The sequence below is a fragment of the Silanimonas lenta DSM 16282 genome, from assembly GCF_000429065.1.
GTDB lineage: Bacteria > Pseudomonadota > Gammaproteobacteria > Xanthomonadales > Xanthomonadaceae > Silanimonas > Silanimonas lenta.
Genome location: NZ_AUBD01000005.1, coordinates 276,302 through 293,502 on the forward strand (window position 1 = coordinate 276,302; position 17,201 = coordinate 293,502).

The following is a 17,201-nucleotide window of genomic DNA, read 5'->3' on the forward strand; positions in this document are numbered from 1 at the left end:
GGATCCACGCGTCCATGACCCTGCCCAACGGATTGGCCCCGCCCCGCCCCGACACCCTGCCCCTCTGTCTGGTCGATGCCAGCCGCTACCCGGCCTGGCGCGAGACCCGGCCGCCACGCCTGCGTGCCTGGCTCGACGGCCAGGGCTTCCGTGGCGAACCCGGTAGCACCTGCCTGCTGCCGGGGGAGGACGGGGCCCCGGCCGGGGCGGTGGCCGGCATCGCCGATCCGCAGGACCCCACGAGCCTCGGCCACCTGCCCGCGCTGCTGCCGCCGCTCGACTTCCATCTCGACCCCGAAAGCCCGGTGGCCATCGATCCGGGCCGCGCCCTGCTCGGCTGGGGCTTGGGCGCCTACCGCTTCGGCCGCTACCTCAAGTCGGTGAAGCCCACGGCCCGCCTCGCCCTCGATGCCGCATCGCAGCCGGAAGCCCTAACCCTGCTGCGCGCCTCGCTCGAGGTGCGCGACCTCGTGAACACGCCCACCGAGCACATGGGCCCGGACGAGCTCGAGGCCGCGGTGGAAGCACTGGCCACGGCGCATGGCGCCGCCTTCCGCAGCGTGCGCGGCGCCGAGCTGCTGGCGCAGAACTTCCCTGCCATCCATGCCGTGGGCCGGGCCAGCCACCGCGCCCCGCGCCTCGTCGAGCTGGTGCACGGCGACGCCTCGCTGCCGTTGCTCGCCATCGTCGGCAAGGGCGTGTGCTTCGACACCGGCGGCCTCGACCTGAAGCCCGCCGAGGGCATGCGCAACATGAAAAAGGACATGGGCGGCGCCGCCCACGCCATCGCGCTGGCCCGCCTGGTGCTGGAGCGCCGCCTGCCGGTGCGCCTGCTGCTGCTGGTGGCCGCGGTGGAGAACGCCCTCGGCCCCGAGGCCTACCGCCCCGGCGAGGTGGTGGCCACCCGTGCCGGGCTCTCGGTGGAGATCGACAACACCGATGCCGAAGGCCGGGTGATCCTCTGCGATGCACTGGCCTATGCCGCCGAGCAGTCGCCCGCCCTGCTGATGGACTTCGCCACCCTCACCGGGGCCGCCCGCATCGCCCTCGGTCCCGACCTGCCGGCGCTCTACTGCAACCGCGACGACCTCGCCGAAGCCTACCTCGCGGCCGGCGCCGCCGAACGCGACCCGCTCTGGCGCCTGCCGCTGTGGCGGCCCTACCTGAGCTATCTCAAGTCGAACATCGCCGATCTGGCCAACGCCGGGGCCTCGCGCATGGCCGGCAGCATCACCGCCGCGCTCTACCTCGAGCGCTTCGTGCCCGAGGGCCAGGCCTGGACCCATGTCGATGTCTACAGCTGGAACGACGCCGACCGCCCCGGCAAACCGGCCGGCGGCGAAGCCCAGGGCCTGCGCGCCGCCTGGGCCTTCCTGAAGCGGCGATTCGGCCCGTAAGCTTGGTCTGCGAAAACGGATGACGGAGCCCCGCATGCACGTGCAGCAGCTGCTCGAACAGGCCCACCAGCTCCCGTCCATCCCCAGGCTCGTGCAGGAGCTGCTCGCCGCCTTCGACGACCCCAACGTCGATGCCAGCCGCATCGCCGCCAAGCTCCAGCTCGACCAGGCGCTCACCGCCAAGGTGCTGCGCCTGGCCAACTCCTCCTTCTACGGCGGCACCCGCAAGGTGGCCACGGTGAACGACGCCGTGGTGCTGCTGGGCGTGGACGCCCTGCGCACCCTGGTGACCGCCAGCGGCATCACCGCCGCCTTCCGCGCCCCCGAGGGCTTCGACCTCAAGGCCTTCTGGCGCAAGAGCTTCATGGTGGCCGGCCTCTGCCGCTGGCTGGTGCGCCGCGGCCGGCTGCGCCAGCTCAATCCCGAGACCGCCTTCACCGCCGGGCTCCTGCACGACGTGGGCAGCCTGCTGATGCACACCCTGGATGCCGAGCGCATGCGCGAGGTGGACGCCGCCGTGGCCGCCGGCGCGCCGCGCGGCGACAGCGAACAGATGATCCTCGGCTACACCTCGGTGGAGATCGGCGGCGCCCTGGCCCGCCACTGGCATTTCCCCGACGTGCTCTGCGAGGCGGTGGTCAACCAGGCCGCGCCGATGGCCGCCAAGGTGCCGAACGAGTACGCCGGGCTGGTCAACATCGCCCGCACCTGCCACCTGCTGGTGATCGGCAAGCAGCCGGTGGAGCGGCTGTTCGCCAGCGCCGCCGCGCCGGTGGCCTCGTGGCTGGAGCTCGAGCAGGAAACGCTCGAGGCGCACTGGGACGAGGTGGCCGAGCTGGGCCGCGACATGGAAGCCCTGCTCGACTGAGGGCCCGGGCCCCGGCCGGGGGCTGCACCGAGGCGCCAACCTTGGCAGGGAGTGCGCACAGCCCACGGGGATGGCAAGCCTGCCTGCCGCGCGCTGCATTTCATCGGGGAGCGCCTGCCTTCGCGGTGATTGCGCCCCCGTGCCGCTCAGACTCTGCGTCCAGCGCCGTATTCGCGGACGCTCGGCGTCCTGCCTCGCTCACGGGGGCGCACTCCCCGCGGGCGCGGCGCTCCGGCATGGCTGCGGCGAAGCCATGCGTTTCCTGACCCCATCGCGAGGAACCCTCAGCGCCGCGACCGCCGTCCGCACGAGGCAGGCGCCCCAGAGAAGGGCCGCACGCGGCAGGCAGGCTCGCCCTGGCCATCCCGGGGTGCGGCGCCAAGGCGAACGTCACCGGGAATCCACGCGCTGACTTTCGTCAGTGCCCCGCCTCCGCGCCCTCTGGCACAGTGCCTTCACGCCCCGGCGCCGCAGACTGCGCGCGCCCTCGCCTGGAGTTCCCATGAGCCGTCCGGAAGACCTGCTGCGCGACCTCCGCATCGACCGCCGCCCCGAGGCCCGCAGGCCCGCCTCGCACCGCAAGTGGGTGGCGCTGGCGGTCCTTGCCGCCCTCGTTCTTGCCGTCCTCGCCTGGCGCGCCACCCGCCCGGTGGTGGTCGATACCGCGCTGGCCCGGCCGGCGGCCGAGGCCGGGCCGCCCACCCTGCTCGATGCCTCGGGCTTCGTCACCGCGCGGCGCATCGCCACGGTGTCCTCGAAGGTCACCGGCCGGGTGGCCGAGGTGCTGATCGAGGAGGGCATGAAGGTGGAGGAAGGCCAGCTGCTCGCCCGCCTCGACCCCACCGATGCCCGCGCCCAGCTCGAACTGGCCACGGCCCAGCTCGCCTCCAGCGAGTCGCAGCTGGCCGAAGCGCGCACCCAGCTCGCGCTGGCCGAGACCACGCTGGCGCGGCAGCAGGAGCTGCTGGGCCGCCGTCTGGTATCGCAGGCCGCCTACGACCAGGCCAGGGCCGACCGCGATGCCCGTGCCGCCCGCCTCGCCAGCCTGGAAAAGGCGGTGGAAGTGGCACGCGAGCAGCGCGCGCTGGCCCTGATCGGGGTCGAGAACACCGAGATCCGCGCCCCCTTCTCGGGCGTGATCGTGGCCAAGGCCGCGCAGCCCGGCGAGATGGTCTCGCCGCTCTCGGCCGGCGGCGGCTTCACCCGCACCGGCATCGGCACCCTGGTCGACATGGACTCGCTGGAAGTGAACGTCGACGTCAACGAGGCCTACATCGGCCGGGTGCAGCCGAAGATGGGCGTGAACGCCGTGCTCAACGCCTACCCGGACTGGACCATCCCCGGCAGCGTGATCGCCATCGTGCCCACCGCCGACCGCTCCAAGGCCACGGTGAAGGTGCGCATCGCCCTGGACAGCCGCGACCCGCGCATCGTGCCGGACATGGGCGTGCGGGTGAGCTTCCTCGCCCCCGTGGACCCGGAAGCGCCGCCGCCCAGCGGCGCCCTGGTGCCGGAGGCGGCCATCGTCCGCGCCAGCGGCGAGGACGGGGCCAGGCCCGCGGTCTTCGTGCTGGAGGAGGGCCGGGTGCGCCGCGTCGAGGTGGTGCTGGGCGCCGAGGCCAATGCCGAGCGCCAGGTCACGGCTGGCCTCGTGGGCGGCGAGACCGTGGTGGTGGCGCCCCCGCCCGGCCTGCGCGACGGCGAGCGCGCGGTGCCGCGCAGCCCGCGCCGCTGAAGGAGACCGGACATGGCCGCGAATGCCGCTCCCTCGCCGGCGCCGCTGGTCGAGATCCGCAATCTCACCAAGACCTATGTGCGCGGCCGGCAGCGGGTGGAGGTGCTGCACGGCATCGACCTCGACATCCCGGAAGGCGATTTCGTCGCGCTGATGGGCCCCTCGGGCTCGGGCAAGACCACCCTGCTCAACCTGATCGGCGGCATCGACTCGCCGAGCTCGGGCCTGCTCAAGGTGGGCGGCCAGCGCATCGACGACTACGGCGCCGACGAACTGGCGCGCTGGCGCGCCGAGACCGTGGGCTTCATCTTCCAGAGCTACAACCTGATGCCGGTGCTGACAGCGCAGAAGAACGTCGAGCTGCCCCTGCTGCTCACCGACTTCGGCGCCCGCGAGCGTGCCCGCCGCGCCCGCCTCGCCCTGGAGCTGGTGGGCCTTGGCGAACGCGCCGGCCACAAGCCGAACGAGCTCTCCGGCGGCCAGCAGCAGCGCGTGGCGATCGCCCGCGCGCTGGTGAGCGATCCTAGGCTGCTGATCTGCGACGAACCCACCGGCGACCTCGACCGCAAGACCGCCGACGAGGTGCTGCGCCTGCTGCAGCGCCTGAACGCCGACTTCGGCAAGACCATCATCATGGTCACCCACGACCCCAAGGCCGCCGAGTACGCCCGCCGCACCGTGCACCTCGACAAGGGCACGCTGGTACAGGAGGCCGCGCACTAAGCGCGGGCCGGCCATGCTGAAGTACCTCGGCCTGGTGCTCTCCGGGCTCACCCGGAAGAAGCTGCGCACCACGCTCACCTTCCTCTCGCTGGTGGCCGCCTTCACCCTGCTCGGGCTGCTGCAGGCGGTGAACTCGCTGTTCTCCGGCGCCGCCGACTTCCTCGGCGCCAACCGCCTCATCACCCAGGCCAGCACCAGCTTCACCCAGCCGCTGCCGATGCGCTTGCTGCCGCAGATCGAGGCGGTGCCCGGCGTCACCGCGGTGGGGCATTCGCAGTTCTTTGGCGGCCAGTACGGCGATGGCCGCAGCTTCTTCCCGCAGTTCGCGGTGAATCCGCAGCGCCTGCGCCAGACCTATCCCGAGTGGGTGATGCCGGAAGACCAGTGGCGCGCCTTCGTCTCCACCCAAGACGGGGCCATCGTCGGCCGCCTGCTCGCCGAGCAGAACGGCTGGAAGCTGGGCGACATCGTGCCGCTCAACAGCTTCATCTGGACCCGTGCCGACGGCTCACGGCTCTGGGAGTGGCGGGTGGTGGGCATCTTCGATGGCCGCGACGAGGAATGGCAGAAGCGCACCACGATCATGTACCTCAACTACGGCCAGTTCGACGAGGGCCGCAGTCCGGCGGCGCGCGGCCTGGCCGGGGTCTTCGTGGTGCAGGTGGACGACCCGGCGAATGCCGAGCGCATCGCCAGCGCCATCGACGCCAAGTTCGCCAACTCCGCCGAGGAGACCAAGACCCAGAGCGAGCAGGAATTCCAGCTCGGCTTCATCCGCCAGCTCGGCGACATCGGCCTCATCGTCAACCTGATCACCGGCGCGGTGTTCTTCTCCATCCTCTTCCTCACCGGCGTGGCGATGAGCCAGGCGGTGCGCGAGCGCATCCCGGAACTGGCGGTGCTCAAATGCCTCGGCTTCCGAGACCGCCAGGTGATGTGGCTGGTGCTGGCCGAATGCTTCGCCCTCTGCCTGTTCGGCGCCCTCGCGGGAATGCTGCTCGCCAGCCTCGTGATGCAGTTCCTGCCGCCGGAATTCCCGATCACCGCCGATGCCTTCGTCTGGGCGGTGGCCGGGGCCAGCGTGCTCCTGCTCACCCTGCTCGTGGGCCTGCCGCCTGCGCTCACGGCGCGGCGCCTGAAGATCGTCGATGCGCTGGCCGGCCGCGCCGGCGATTCACCGCTGGAACTCGCCCTGCGCCGGGCGATCGAGTGGCCGGTGCTCGGCTGGCGCTGGCTGATGGGCCGCCCGCTGCGCCCGGCGGAGGACGGGGCATGAGCACCTGGACCCAGGTCCGCGAGATCACCCTCATGAACCTGCGCTCGATCCCCGAGCGCCTCGGGCCCTCGCTGGTGATCGTGGTCGGCATCGCCGGAGTGGTGGGGGTGCTGGTGGCCCTGATGTCGATGTCGGCCGGACTGACCCAGACCCTCGGCAGCGGCGGCCGGGTGGACCAGGCGGTGGTCACCCGCGGCGGGGCGAACGGCGAGCTCGCCAGCTTCCTCTCGGTGGCCAGCGTCACCCTGGTCAAGCAGGACCCGGCGGTTGCCCGCGCCGCAGACGGCACGCCGCTCGCCAGCGGCGAGCTGATCGTCATCACCGAGGTACCGCGCCCCGGCCAGCGCACCGGGGCCAACGTCACCCTGCGCGGCCTCGAGCCGGTGGGCCTGCGCCTGCGCGAAGGCTTCCGCATCACCGGGGGCCGGCTGTTCCGGCCCGGCGTGCAGGAGCTGATCGTCGGCGCCGGCGCGGCGCGGCAGTTCGCCGGCCTCGAGGTCGGCAGCACCCTGCGCTTCCGCGGCAACACCTGGCGGGTGGTCGGCCACTTCGAGAGCGGGGGCAAGTACGACTCGGAGCTGTGGAGCGACATCGGCACCGTACAGAGCGCCTGGCGGCGCAGCGGCGCCTCCTCGATCCTCGTCCAGCTCACCCGGCCGGAGGCCATGGAGGCCTTCGCCGCGCGTCTCAAGGCCGACCCGCAGCTCGATGTCGAGGCCAAGACCCAGCTCGCCTTCTACGAGGGGCAGAGCGGCCAGCTCACCGCCACGATCGGCATCCTTGCCGGCATCGTCGCCCTCATCATGGCCTTCGGCGCCACCTTCGGCGCGCTCAACACCATGTACTCCGCGGTCTCGGCCCGCACCCGCGAAATCGGCACCCTGCGCGCCCTGGGCTTCGGCGCCGCCCCGGTGGTGGCCTCGGTGATGGCCGAGGCCCTGCTGCTGAGCCTCTCGGGCGGCCTGCTCGGCGCCGCCGTGGCCTACCTCGCCTTCAACGGCTATGCCGTCTCCACCCTCGGCGGCGGCTTCACCCAGGTGGCCTTCCAGTTCGCGGTCACGCCGACGCTGGTCGCCCAGGGCCTCGGATTGGCGCTCGCCATCGGCTTCATCGGCGGGCTGGCACCCGCCATCCGTGCCGCGCGCATCCCGGTGACCTCGGCGCTTCGGGAGTGAGCGGAACGGGCCGACCTCAGAAGGGTTGTGCTGGCCAGAGGCATGTGATTTTCTCAGGCGAGGGGCGAGTGAATGGAGAAGGGAGCCTCTGAGACTCGCCCTTCATGCGCCAAGCTTTCCAGCACCGCACAGGTCGCGCGCTGGCCGCCACGACACCGTTCCACCGTGGCGACCAGCTCGGCCTCCATCCGCTGAAGGTGCGCGAGCTTCTCGCGCACCTCGGCCAAGTGGCGGCGCGCCAAGGTGTCGACCTCGGCGCAGGCCAGACCCGGGCTTTCCGACAGATGCAGAAGGCTGCGGATCTCGTCGAGGCTGAAGCCCAGAGCGCGGCCACGGGTGATGAAGCGGACGCGGGCGATGTCGCCCTTCCGGTACGCCCGGTACCCCGACGCCGTTCGCTCCGGTTTCGGGAGCAAACCGACCTTTTCGTAGTAGCGGATGGTCTCGAAATGGCAGTCCGTGGCCGCAGCCAGCTCGCCGATCTTCATGGGCTTGACCCTGTAGCGACTCCGGGGTTTACGGTACGCCCATTCGGAGGACAAGACCATGACCGACTGCTCCTGCCAAGAAACCGCGACCGCCTGCGCGACCTCGAGTGACCGGGGCCTCCGACGCGTTCTTTGGGTGGTGATGGCCTTGAATGCCGCGCTGTTCGTGACCGAGTTCAGCGTCGGCCTCTGGGCGCACAGCAGCGCACTGATGGCCGACTCGCTCGACGCGCTGGGCGATGCGGGCATCTACCTGCTCACGCTTATCGTGATGGCCGGTTCGGTCCGACAGCGGGCGGGTGCATCGCTGCTGAAGGGTGCGTTGCAGGGGGCGTTCGGGCTGTTCGTGATCGTTGAAGTCGTGCGACGGGCCATCGCCGGCGAGGTGCCGGATGCCGGACTGATGACGGTGATGTCGCTGATCGCGCTCACCGTCAACGTGACGGCCTTCGCCCTATTGACGCGCTTCCGCAACGAGGACCTGAACCTCCGCTCCGTCTGGCTGTGCTCACGCAACGACCTGGCGAACAACGTCGGTGTGCTGGCGGCCGCTGGCTTGGTTGCATGGACGGGAACCCGCTGGCCTGATCTCGCGGTCGGCCTGCTGGTGGCCACACTGTTCCTGCAGACCTCCTTCACCGTCCTGCGCGCCGCGTGGCGGGAGTGGACCACCGGCATCCCCACCCCCATGGAAGATGGGCATGGGCACACGGCTGCCATCGGACACGCCGAGCAGAAACCATGAGTCCACGCCTCAACCAAGCTATCGAGATCGAGTACGCGCTCGCCTGTCAGGCGGAAGCCGGCGGCCGCGCCGCCGAGGCCTTCCATCACCTTGAACGCGCTCACATCCTTTCGCAGCGTCACACGCTCGCCCATGTGCGCAGCCACCTGCGGATGTGGGGCTGGGCTTGGCGGCAACGTCAGCCGCGGGAGCTGCTCGGGCAGGCCACGCGGATTCTGGCGGCAGCACTGTTCAGTCGCATCTGGGTGCCGGAGGGCAACACCGGGGGATCGAACGTCAGCGCCATCCAGCCAATGCCCATCCCGGCCGACCTTCGCGACCTGTTGTCGCGCTGATCCGTTACCCTGAACCAATGTCCCGTCTCCGACCTCGCGCACGAGCCTTCCACGCCAGCCTCATTTGGGCGCTGGCGGCGCTGCTGCTCGTGGCGTCGATGTTGGGTGCGATCGCGGCCGGTCATCCGCCGGTCCATGACGAAGCCCTCGCGGTGTCCGCCGCGGTCGCCGACGCCGATCGCCCGGACTGTGATGAAGACACGCCGCATCCGCCCGGGCTGGCCAGCCTCTCGCATGATTTGGCGCATGCGTGGCACCACTGCGGCGTGGTCATGGCCGTGCTGCCGACGCCCGTCGTGAAGCTGATCGCGCTACCTCCGATGCTGCCTCCCAGTGTGGCGTCGATCCTCGCGCCGACCCCGGCGCTTCAAGGCCTGTTCCGCCCGCCCATCCGCTGACCCGTCGAATCGGCCGCGTTTCGCGGCGTTCCATTCCACGAATCAACGGAGTTTCCCCATGTCTTTTCGTCTGGCCGCGTTCGCGGCCGGGCTGATGCTGCTGGCCGTCGCCTCGGGCGCGGCCGCCCAGCCCTTCACGCTGGAAGACGCGCACGAACGCGTCGCCCAGTTCCATCCCGATCTTCGTCTGTTCGTCCCCCGCCGCGAGGGCCTTGAGGCCGAGGCGCGAGCGGCAGCCCTTCGACCGCCACTCGAAGCCCAGGTGGATCTCGAGAACGTGCTCGGTTCGGGTCCTCTCCTGGGCACCCGATCCGCTGAGCTGACGCTGAGCCTTGCCGGTGTGCTGGAGCGCGGCGGCAAGCGCGAGGCCCGCCGTGCGCTGGCGGCGGCCCGCATTGACGCACTCGGCGTGCAGCGCGCTGCCACGCAGCTCGACCTGCTTGCCGAAACCACGCGCCGCTACCTCGATCTGGTCGCTCTGCAGGCGCAACGCCCGCTGTTCGAAGAGGACTTGGCCGAGCGTCAGCGTATCGCCCGTGCAGCACGACAGCGCTTCACGGTGGGGGCTGCGCCGGAGGCTTCCGCGCTGGCCGCCGAGGCGGAGGTCGCGCAAGCCGAAGCGCGTCTCGCTGCCCTTGACGCGCAGCAAGCCGCGGCTTGGCGCCGCCTGACCCTGCTTTGGGGCGAACCCACCAGCGACGTCGTTCCGAAGGTCGCTTCGGTGCCCGCGTCCTTGCCCGAACTGCCGGACTTGGAGACGCTCACCAAGCGAATTGCCGACGCGCCCGAACTGATGGCCTTCGCCGATGAAGCGCGCATCCGAGAGGCGCGGATCATCCTCGCCGAAACAGAGGCCCGCCCGGACCTGCGGTGGAGCGCGGGTGTCCGGCGCCTGCAGGACGGCCGGGATGTGGGCCTCGTGGCGGGCTTCAGCCTGCCGCTGGGTGGTCGCCAACGTGCCGAACCCGCCATCGCCGCGGCACGAGCCGAGCGCGACGCCTTGGCGATGCAGCGCGAGTCCGCCGAGCTGCAGCTTGAAGCCGTGGCGGTCGCCGCCTGGTCACAGGTGAGCACCGCTGCACTGCAGGCCGAGCGCCTGCACACCGACGTCCTGCCGCGACTTGAGCGTGCCGCCGCACAGTCGGAGCGGGCCTACCGCGCCGGTGCGTTGAGCTACCTCGAGTGGGCCGCCGTGCAAACCGAGATCACCGCCTCACGCCTTGCGCTTCTGGAGGCCCGCGTGGCCGCGCATCGCGCCCTGATTGAACTGCAGCGCCTGACCGCCGAGAGCTGGTCGGCAAGCGACGCTCGCAAAGGAGCCAACGAATGAATCGCTTCCGTTTTCCGATCCTGATGCTGGTCGTGGCATTGGCCTTCGTCCTCACCGCCTGCGATGAGTCCGCGCACGCGGAAGGCGATGGCCATGCGCACGATGAACCTGCCGAGTCCGCCGACCACGACCACGGCGATGGGCATGGCGACGACGATGGTCACGGGCACGACGAACCCGAGGCGGACGCCACGACCATCCCCGCCGAAACGGCGGAGCGCTCCGGGATCGTTGTGGCCCCGGTCGGTCCGGGCGTCATCCAACAGACCCTCCGACTCCCCGGCGTGATCGAAGTGCGTCAAGGCGCCATGGCTCGCGTGTCAGCCCGCTTCCCCGGCGCAATCCGCGAGGTCGCCGTACAGGTGGGCGACTCGGTGCGTGCAGGGCAGCGACTGGCGACCGTGGAAAGCAACGCCAGCCTGTCGACCTACAGCCTCACTACGCCGATTGGCGGTGTCGTGATGCGCCGCGACGCCGAGGCCGGCAGTCTCGCAGGTGAGGCCCCACTCTTCGAGGTGGCGGACTTGTCGAAGGTCTGGGTCGACCTGCATGTGTTCGGACGCGATGCCCAGCGGGTGCGTGTCGGCGCCGAGGTCCGCGTCGAGCGCATCGCCGACGGCACGACGGCCACTGCGGCGATCGGCCAAGTTCTGCCCGCGACCGATGTCGACAGCCAGAGCCTGACCGCCCGCGCCGTGCTGGACAATGCCGACGGGCTGTGGCGCCCCGGCATGGCGGTTCAGGCCGACGTGAGCATCGGCACCACCGAGGCCGCGCTCCGTGTGCCCTTGGGCGCGCTGCAGCGGATGGAAGGTCGTGAGGTGGTTTTCGTCCGCAAAGGGGACACCTATACCGCGACACCGGTGACGCTCGGCGTACGCGATGCCGACTTTGTGGAGATCAAGGACGGCGTGGAACTTGGCGACGACGTCGTCGTCGAGCAGAGCTTCCTGGTCAAGGCGGACATCGCCAAGGCCGGCGCCGAGCACGAGCACTGAGGCCCGCCATGATCGAGTCCCTCATTCGCTACGCCATCCGGCATCGCTGGCTGGTCCTGATCCTCGTCCTAGCCCTCGGGGCTTGGGGCGCCTTCAATCTGTTCCGACTGCCCATCGACGCGGTGCCGGACATCACCAATGTGCAAGTGCAGGTCAACACCGAGGCGCCGGGTTACTCGCCGCTCGAGGCCGAGCAGCGGGTCACCTTCCCGGTGGAAACCGCGCTGGCCGGCATTCCCAAGCTCGACTACACCCGTTCACTGTCGCGCTACGGGCTGTCGCAGGTGACCGTCGTTTTCCAGGACGGCACCGACATCTACTGGGCCCGGCAGCAGATCGCTGAACGGCTCCAGCAGGTGCGCGGCCAGTTGCCCACCGGCCTCGAGCCGGCGATGGGGCCGATCTCCACCGGCCTCGGCGAGATCTACATGTACACCGTCGAAGCGGCGCCGGGCGCGACGCGTGAGGACGGACAGGCTTGGACACCGACGGACCTGCGCACGCTGCAGGACTGGGTGGTGAAGCCGCAGCTGCGCACGGTGCCCGGCGTGGTCGAGGTCAACACCATCGGCGGCTATGCCCGAGAGGTGCAGGTCGCCCCGGATCTGGCGCGGCTCGTTGCACTCGATCTCAGCTTGGATGATCTGGTCGACGCGCTGGAGAGCAACAACGCCAATGTCGGGGCCGGCTACATTGAGAAGCGCGGCGAACAGGTGCTGGTGCGCGTGCCGGGCCAGCTCGGCGATGCCGCAGCCATCGGGTCGGTGGTGGTGGCCAGCCGCGGGACCCGCGTGATCCGCGTCAACGACGTGGCGACGGTGAAGGAGGGCCAGGAACTGCGCACCGGCGCGGCCACCGAAAATGGCGAAGAAGTGGTGCTCGGCACGGTGTTCATGCTGGTAGGTGCCAATAGCCGTGAAGTGGCGCAAGCCGTGGACGCCCGAGTGGTGTCGATCCGAGGCACCCTGCCCGAGGGCGTGATCCTGCGGACGGTCTATGACCGGACGGCGCTGGTGAATCGAACCATCGGCACCGTGTCCAAGTCCTTGGCGGAAGGTGCGCTGCTGGTCGTCGTGGTGCTGTTCCTGTTGCTCGGCAACCTGCGCGCCGCGCTGATCACGGCCGCCGTCATCCCACTGGTCATGCTGATGACGGCGACCGGCATGTTGAAAGGCGGTGTCTCCGGCAACCTGATGAGTCTCGGTGCGCTGGACTTCGGCCTGATCGTCGACGGCGCGGTGATCATCATGGAGAACTGCATCCGTCGTTTCGGAGAGATGCAGCACAAGCTCGGCCGTTTGCTCACCCGCGAGGAGCGCTACGAACTGGCGGCCTCCGCCACGGCCGAGGTGATCCGGCCCAGCCTGTTCGGCGTCGGCATCATCACCGCCGTGTACCTGCCGATCTTTGCGCTCGACGGCGTCGAAGGAAAAATGTTCCACCCGATGGCTTTCACCGTCGTGTTCGCACTGACCGCGGCCATGCTGCTCTCGCTCACCTTCGTTCCAGCAATGGTGGCGGTGGGCCTCGGTGGCCGGGTCGAGGAGAAGGAAAACCGGATCGTCCTGTGGCTGAAGCGTGGCTATGCGCCAGCGCTGAATCGGGTCTTGGCATGGCGCTGGCGCGTCGTTCTGGCCGCCGCCGTGCTAGTCGCGGGTGCCGGATTCGCCGCCACGCGGATGGGCACCGAATTCATTCCGAGCCTCGACGAGGGCGACGTCGCGCTGCACGCCATGCGCATCCCGGGCACCTCGATCACCCAATCCGTCGCCATGCAGAAAGTGCTCGAACGGGAGATCCTCACACTGCCGGAAGTCGAACGCGTGTTCAGCAAGATCGGTACTGCCGAAGTTGCGACCGATCCCATGCCGCCATCCGTGGCCGACACCTTCGTCATCCTGAAGTCGCGGGAGGACTGGCCTGATCCTGGCAAGACGAAGGCCGAACTGGTGGCCGAGCTGGAGGCCTTGGTGGCCACCGTCCCGGGCAACAACTACGAGTTCACCCAGCCGATCCAGATGCGCTTCAACGAGCTGATCTCCGGTGTCCGTTCGGACGTCGCGGTGAAGGTCTATGGCGATGATCTCGACGTGCTGATGAGCACGGCACAGGCGATCGAGACGGCAATGTCGAATGTGGAGGGGGCCGCTGATGTCCGCGTGGAGCAGACGACCGGTCTACCCATGCTGGTCGTCGAGCCCGACCGCGAAGCGCTGGCTCGCCTAGGGCTGTCTCTGGACGCGGTACAGCAGGTCGTGGCGACCGCCATCGGTGGCACCGAGGCAGGGATGCTCTACGAGGGCGATCGTCGTGCACCGATCGTAGTCCGGCTCGAGGATGGGCTTCGCAACGACGCCGATCGACTCGGTGACCTGCCGGTTCCTCTCCCGGTCGAGCGCGCCGAAACGGTGCGCACGGTGCCGCTGCGCGAGCTGGCCCGCATCGCCATCGAGGAAGGGCCGAACCAGATCAACCGGGAGAACGGCAAGCGCCGCGTGGTGGTGACGGCCAATGTCCGTGGTCGCGACCTCGGCTCCTTCGTTGCCGACGTGCAGGAACGTGTCGGCGCTGAGGTCGATGTGCCTCCAGGCTACTGGGTCGAGTACGGCGGTACGTTTGAGCAACTGATCTCCGCCACGCAGCGCCTCTCGGTCGTGGTGCCGCTGACCCTCGTGCTCATCCTCGGCCTGCTGTTCCTCGCGTTCGGCTCCGGCCGCGACGCGCTGGTGGTGTTCTCCGGCGTTCCGCTCGCGCTGACCGGCGGCGTCGCGGCCCTGCTGCTTCGCGACCTCCCGCTCTCGATCTCGGCCGGCGTGGGCTTCATCGCCCTCAGCGGCATCGCAGTACTCAACGGCATCGTCATGTTGAGTTTCATCCGCCAGCTGCGATTGGAGGGCATGGGCTTGGATGAGGCGGTGCGCGAGGGTGCGCTCACGCGTTTTCGTCCTGTGCTGATGACCGCTCTCGTCGCGAGCCTCGGCTTCGTGCCGATGGCTTTGGCCGTGGGTGCCGGCGCCGAGGTTCAACGGCCCCTCGCAACGGTGGTCATCGGCGGCGTGCTGTCGTCGACGCTGCTGACGCTCTTCGTTCTTCCCGCGCTATATCGCCTAGTGCACAGGGTCAGCGAATCGAAGGACACTGACTAGTCTTTTCTTTCTCGACCATCGGACAGACGTCGAAAAAGGAAAAGGCCCCGTAACAACGGGGCCTCCCTGAGATCTTTATCAACGACTACACACAAGTGTGTCTCAGAACGGGATGTCGTCGTCCGGGAAGGGATCGCTGTTCTGCGGCGGCGGATTGCCGCTGCGGTTGCCGTAGCCCTCGCCCTGGGCGGCGCCGAAACCGCCGCCCCGGCCGCTACCCGAGGCCGCGCGACCGCCGCCGTAGCCACCGCCCGAGCGCGCGGGGCGGTCGGCACGCTCACCGCCCTCGCCGGCCATGCCGGGGTTGCCGCCCAGCATCTGCATCTCGCTGGCGATGATGTCGGTGGTGTAGCGCTCGATGCCGTTCTTGTCGGTGTACTTCTCGGTGCGCAGGCTGCCCTCGATGTAGACCTGCCGGCCCTTCTTCAGGTACTCGCCGGCGATCTCGGCCAGCCGGCCGAAGAACTTCACCCGGTGCCACTCGGTGCGCTCCTGGGGGTTGCCGTCCTTGTCCTTCCAGCTCTCCGAGGTGGCCACGCTGATGGTGGTGATGGCCGAGCCGCTCTGGCTGTAGCGCACCTCGGGGTCGTTGCCAAGATTGCCGACGAGGATGACTTTGTTGATGCCGCGCGCCATGGGGGGGTCCTCCGGACCGCTGGATGTCGAAGATGGCCGCAGAGTATGACAGCCCCACGGCGTCCCGGGTCGGGATTCTGCCCGCCGCGGATCGGATCACGGCCCGGCGGCGGGTCGGCCCCCTATAATCGGCAGATGCACGCGTTCGCCGAGCCCGCGCCCCGCGCCCTTCCCTTCCCGGCCATCCAGCAGTTGGCCGCCGCCGACATGGCCGCGGTGGACGCCCTGATCCGACGCCGCCTGGCCTCCGACGTGGTGTTGGTCAACCAGGTGGCCGAGTACATCGTCGGGGCCGGCGGCAAGCGCCTGCGACCCATGCTCACCGTGCTGGCGGCCCGTGCCGCCGGCTATCGCGGCGAGGCGCACCACCAGTTGGCGGCAGTGGTGGAGTTCATCCACACCGCCACCCTGCTGCACGACGACGTGGTGGACGAATCGGAGCTGCGCCGCGGCCGCGCCACCGCCAATGCCGCCTTCGGCAATGCCGCCAGCGTGCTGGTGGGCGACTTCCTCTACTCCCGCGCCTTCCAGCTGATGGTCGAGCTCGACTCGATGACGATCCAGAAGGTGCTGGCCGACACCACCAACCGCATCGCCGAGGGCGAGGTGCTGCAACTCCTGCACGTGCGCAACCCGGACACCGACGAGGCCGCCTACCTGCGGGTGATCGAACGCAAGACCGCGGTGCTGTTCGCCGCCGCCACGCGGCTCGGCGGGCATCTCGCCGGAATCGGCGAAGCGGGCGAGCAGGCGCTTGCCGACTACGGCCTCGCGCTCGGCTACGCCTTCCAGATCGCCGACGACGTGCTGGACTACGCCGGCGACGCTGCGGCCCTGGGCAAGAACCTCGGCGACGATCTCGCCGAGGGCAAGGCCACCCTGCCCCTGATCCATGCCATGGCACACAGTGCCCCGGCCGTGCAGGCGCGGCTGAAGACGATCGTGGCCGAGGGCGATGCCTCGGCCTTCGGTGAGGTGCTGGCGGCCATCGAGGCCTGCGGCAGCCTGGAGTACAGCCGCGAAGCGGCACTGCGCCATGCCGGGGCGGCCATCGCCGCCCTCGAGGCCCTGCCCGACAGCGAGGCGCGTGCCGCGCTGGCGGGCCTGGCCGAATATGCGGTGCGCCGCCGTTACTGAGCCGCGAAGCGCTCGGCGAAGAAGCCACGCATCATTGCCATCGAGCGGCGATGGCTGGGGGCGTGGTACTTGCAGGCCGGAATCACACTGCCGTCCTCGTCGGGCTCGGCGAAGCAGTGCACGGCGCCGCCGAAGTTCACGAACTGCCAGTCGGCGCCGGCTTCGCGCATCTCTTTCTCGAAGCCGGCGATCTCCTCTGCCGTGACGAAGGGATCGTCGGCGCCGTTCATCACCAGCACCGGCACCTTGAGCTCACCGGCCTGGGCCGGCAGCGGGGTGCCCAGCGCGCCGTGGAAACTCGCCACGCCGGCCAGCTCGGCGCCGCTGCGGGCCAGTTCCAGCACGGTAGCGCCGCCGAAGCAAAAGCCGATGGCGCCGATCCGCGAGCGGTCGAGCGGCACGCCCTCGGCCGCGCGCAGGGCGGCCAGCGCGGCATTGATGCGCGCCCGCATGCCGGGGCGGTCGGCATACACCGCGCTCGCGGCCTTCCCGGCATCGCCCGGGTTGTCGGGGCGGAGGCCGCGGCCGTACATGTCCACCAGCAGGATCACGTAATCCTGCCCGGCAATGGCCTTGGCCTTCTCCACGGCGGCATCGGTCACGCCGTACCAGTTCGGCACCATCAGCAGGCCCGGACGCGGCGTGGCCACGGCATCGTCGTGAATGAGCACACCATCGAAAGTGGTATCACCCACCGTCCAACTGGTGAGCGTCGCCACCGGGGCAGCGGGCAAGACGGAAGCGGCGACCAGCGCGCCGAGGGCGAGCAGGGGGCGGAACACGGCGGGAACACGCATGGCAGGGGCTCCGGCGG

At 69.9% G+C, this 17,201-nt stretch carries 16 protein-coding genes; 13 read left to right on the top strand and 3 right to left on the bottom strand.

Annotated features, from left to right (window positions below; translation table 11 throughout):
- Nucleotides 1-14 precede the first annotated feature (14 nt).
- From G408_RS0103875 to G408_RS0103900, 6 genes are all read left to right on the top strand, one after another.
- On the top strand, nucleotides 15-1,397 hold the full coding sequence (locus G408_RS0103875; protein WP_028770023.1) for a leucyl aminopeptidase family protein: 1,383 nt from the start codon (nucleotides 15-17) through the stop codon (nucleotides 1,395-1,397).
- A gap of 34 nt (nucleotides 1,398-1,431) precedes the next feature.
- A complete protein-coding gene (locus tag G408_RS13050) occupies nucleotides 1,432-2,265 on the top strand; it encodes an HDOD domain-containing protein (protein ID WP_051282585.1) in 834 nt (277 codons plus the stop codon).
- Between the two features lie 502 nt (nucleotides 2,266-2,767).
- Nucleotides 2,768-4,000 (top strand): efflux RND transporter periplasmic adaptor subunit, encoded by a 1,233-nt coding sequence (locus tag G408_RS0103885; protein WP_028770024.1) that lies wholly within the window; start codon nucleotides 2,768-2,770, stop codon nucleotides 3,998-4,000.
- A gap of 12 nt (nucleotides 4,001-4,012) precedes the next feature.
- Complete coding sequence (locus tag G408_RS0103890; RefSeq protein WP_028770025.1) at nucleotides 4,013-4,723, top strand: ABC transporter ATP-binding protein; 711 nt, start codon at nucleotides 4,013-4,015, stop codon at nucleotides 4,721-4,723.
- A gap of 13 nt (nucleotides 4,724-4,736) precedes the next feature.
- Nucleotides 4,737-5,999: an ABC transporter permease gene (locus tag G408_RS13055; protein ID WP_051282586.1), complete on the top strand. Its 1,263-nt coding sequence runs from the start codon at nucleotides 4,737-4,739 to the stop codon at nucleotides 5,997-5,999.
- Entirely contained in the window at nucleotides 5,996-7,174 is a 1,179-nt protein-coding gene (locus G408_RS0103900; protein WP_028770026.1) for an ABC transporter permease, read from the top strand. The genes G408_RS13055 and G408_RS0103900 overlap by 4 nt, the downstream gene beginning before the upstream one ends.
- Before the next feature lie 53 nt (nucleotides 7,175-7,227).
- Here the strand turns inward: G408_RS0103900 and G408_RS13060 are convergent, their stop codons facing one another.
- The gene (locus tag G408_RS13060; RefSeq protein ID WP_051282606.1) at nucleotides 7,228-7,662 is read right to left on the bottom strand and encodes a MerR family transcriptional regulator; all 435 of its coding nucleotides are present in this window, start codon (nucleotides 7,660-7,662) and stop codon (nucleotides 7,228-7,230) included.
- Nucleotides 7,663-7,720: 58 nt separating this feature from the next.
- Here G408_RS13060 and G408_RS13065 point away from each other — a divergent pair, with 58 nt between their 5' ends.
- The 6 genes from G408_RS13065 to G408_RS0103935 are packed head-to-tail and all read left to right on the top strand — an operon-like array spanning nucleotide 7,721 to nucleotide 14,614.
- A complete protein-coding gene (locus G408_RS13065; protein WP_051282587.1) occupies nucleotides 7,721-8,407 on the top strand; it encodes a cation efflux transmembrane domain-containing protein in 687 nt (228 codons plus the stop codon).
- Nucleotides 8,404-8,742: a DUF3703 domain-containing protein gene (locus G408_RS0103915; protein ID WP_028770027.1), complete on the top strand. Its 339-nt coding sequence runs from the start codon at nucleotides 8,404-8,406 to the stop codon at nucleotides 8,740-8,742. Before G408_RS13065 ends, G408_RS0103915 begins: the two co-directional genes overlap by 4 nt.
- 17 nt (nucleotides 8,743-8,759) lie before the next feature.
- Nucleotides 8,760-9,140 (top strand): hypothetical protein, encoded by a 381-nt coding sequence (locus G408_RS0103920; RefSeq protein WP_028770028.1) that lies wholly within the window; start codon nucleotides 8,760-8,762, stop codon nucleotides 9,138-9,140.
- A 58-nt stretch (nucleotides 9,141-9,198) separates the two neighbouring features.
- Nucleotides 9,199-10,470: a TolC family protein gene (locus G408_RS0103925; protein WP_028770029.1), complete on the top strand. Its 1,272-nt coding sequence runs from the start codon at nucleotides 9,199-9,201 to the stop codon at nucleotides 10,468-10,470.
- Nucleotides 10,467-11,468 carry an efflux RND transporter periplasmic adaptor subunit gene (locus G408_RS0103930; protein ID WP_028770030.1) on the top strand — a complete coding sequence of 334 codons (1,002 nt, stop codon included), beginning with the start codon at nucleotides 10,467-10,469 and terminating at the stop codon, nucleotides 11,466-11,468. Before G408_RS0103925 ends, G408_RS0103930 begins: the two co-directional genes overlap by 4 nt.
- A gap of 8 nt (nucleotides 11,469-11,476) precedes the next feature.
- Entirely contained in the window at nucleotides 11,477-14,614 is a 3,138-nt protein-coding gene (locus G408_RS0103935) for an efflux RND transporter permease subunit (RefSeq protein ID WP_028770031.1), read from the top strand.
- A 102-nt stretch (nucleotides 14,615-14,716) separates the two neighbouring features.
- On the opposite strand, the gene ssb is transcribed toward G408_RS0103935, so the two are convergent.
- Nucleotides 14,717-15,250, bottom strand: coding sequence for a single-stranded DNA-binding protein (ssb, locus tag G408_RS0103940; protein ID WP_028770032.1), 534 nt, complete (start codon nucleotides 15,248-15,250; stop codon nucleotides 14,717-14,719).
- 135 nt (nucleotides 15,251-15,385) lie between these two features.
- Between ssb and G408_RS0103945 the strand changes: the two genes are divergently transcribed.
- Nucleotides 15,386-16,387, top strand: a complete 1,002-nt coding sequence (locus G408_RS0103945; RefSeq protein ID WP_028770033.1) for a polyprenyl synthetase family protein — start codon at nucleotides 15,386-15,388, stop codon at nucleotides 16,385-16,387.
- On the opposite strand, the gene G408_RS0103950 is transcribed toward G408_RS0103945, so the two are convergent.
- Entirely contained in the window at nucleotides 16,381-17,184 is an 804-nt protein-coding gene (locus tag G408_RS0103950) for a dienelactone hydrolase family protein (protein ID WP_028770034.1), read from the bottom strand. The genes G408_RS0103945 and G408_RS0103950 overlap by 7 nt on opposite strands.
- Between the last annotated feature and the right edge of the window lie 17 nt (nucleotides 17,185-17,201).

What these genes read in the sequence shown, in the direction of transcription:
- G408_RS13050 (WP_051282585.1), top strand. Translation starts at nt 1,432, where the DNA reads ATGCACGTGCAGCAGCTGCTCGAACAGGCCCACCAGCTCCCGTCCATC.
- G408_RS13065 (WP_051282587.1), top strand. Translation starts at nt 7,721, where the DNA reads ATGACCGACTGCTCCTGCCAAGAAACCGCGACCGCCTGCGCGACCTCG.
- G408_RS13055 (WP_051282586.1), top strand. Translation starts at nt 4,737, where the DNA reads ATGCTGAAGTACCTCGGCCTGGTGCTCTCCGGGCTCACCCGGAAGAAG.
- G408_RS0103930 (WP_028770030.1), top strand. Translation starts at nt 10,467, where the DNA reads ATGAATCGCTTCCGTTTTCCGATCCTGATGCTGGTCGTGGCATTGGCC.
- G408_RS0103945 (WP_028770033.1), top strand. Translation starts at nt 15,386, where the DNA reads ATGCACGCGTTCGCCGAGCCCGCGCCCCGCGCCCTTCCCTTCCCGGCC.
- G408_RS0103925 (WP_028770029.1), top strand. Translation starts at nt 9,199, where the DNA reads ATGTCTTTTCGTCTGGCCGCGTTCGCGGCCGGGCTGATGCTGCTGGCC.
- G408_RS13060 (WP_051282606.1), bottom strand. Translation starts at nt 7,662, where the DNA reads ATGAAGATCGGCGAGCTGGCTGCGGCCACGGACTGCCATTTCGAGACC.
- G408_RS0103900 (WP_028770026.1), top strand. Translation starts at nt 5,996, where the DNA reads ATGAGCACCTGGACCCAGGTCCGCGAGATCACCCTCATGAACCTGCGC.
- G408_RS0103935 (WP_028770031.1), top strand. Translation starts at nt 11,477, where the DNA reads ATGATCGAGTCCCTCATTCGCTACGCCATCCGGCATCGCTGGCTGGTC.
- G408_RS0103920 (WP_028770028.1), top strand. Translation starts at nt 8,760, where the DNA reads ATGTCCCGTCTCCGACCTCGCGCACGAGCCTTCCACGCCAGCCTCATT.
- G408_RS0103885 (WP_028770024.1), top strand. Translation starts at nt 2,768, where the DNA reads ATGAGCCGTCCGGAAGACCTGCTGCGCGACCTCCGCATCGACCGCCGC.
- G408_RS0103890 (WP_028770025.1), top strand. Translation starts at nt 4,013, where the DNA reads ATGGCCGCGAATGCCGCTCCCTCGCCGGCGCCGCTGGTCGAGATCCGC.
- G408_RS0103950 (WP_028770034.1), bottom strand. Translation starts at nt 17,184, where the DNA reads ATGCGTGTTCCCGCCGTGTTCCGCCCCCTGCTCGCCCTCGGCGCGCTG.
- G408_RS0103915 (WP_028770027.1), top strand. Translation starts at nt 8,404, where the DNA reads ATGAGTCCACGCCTCAACCAAGCTATCGAGATCGAGTACGCGCTCGCC.
- ssb (WP_028770032.1), bottom strand. Translation starts at nt 15,250, where the DNA reads ATGGCGCGCGGCATCAACAAAGTCATCCTCGTCGGCAATCTTGGCAAC.
- G408_RS0103875 (WP_028770023.1), top strand. Translation starts at nt 15, where the DNA reads ATGACCCTGCCCAACGGATTGGCCCCGCCCCGCCCCGACACCCTGCCC.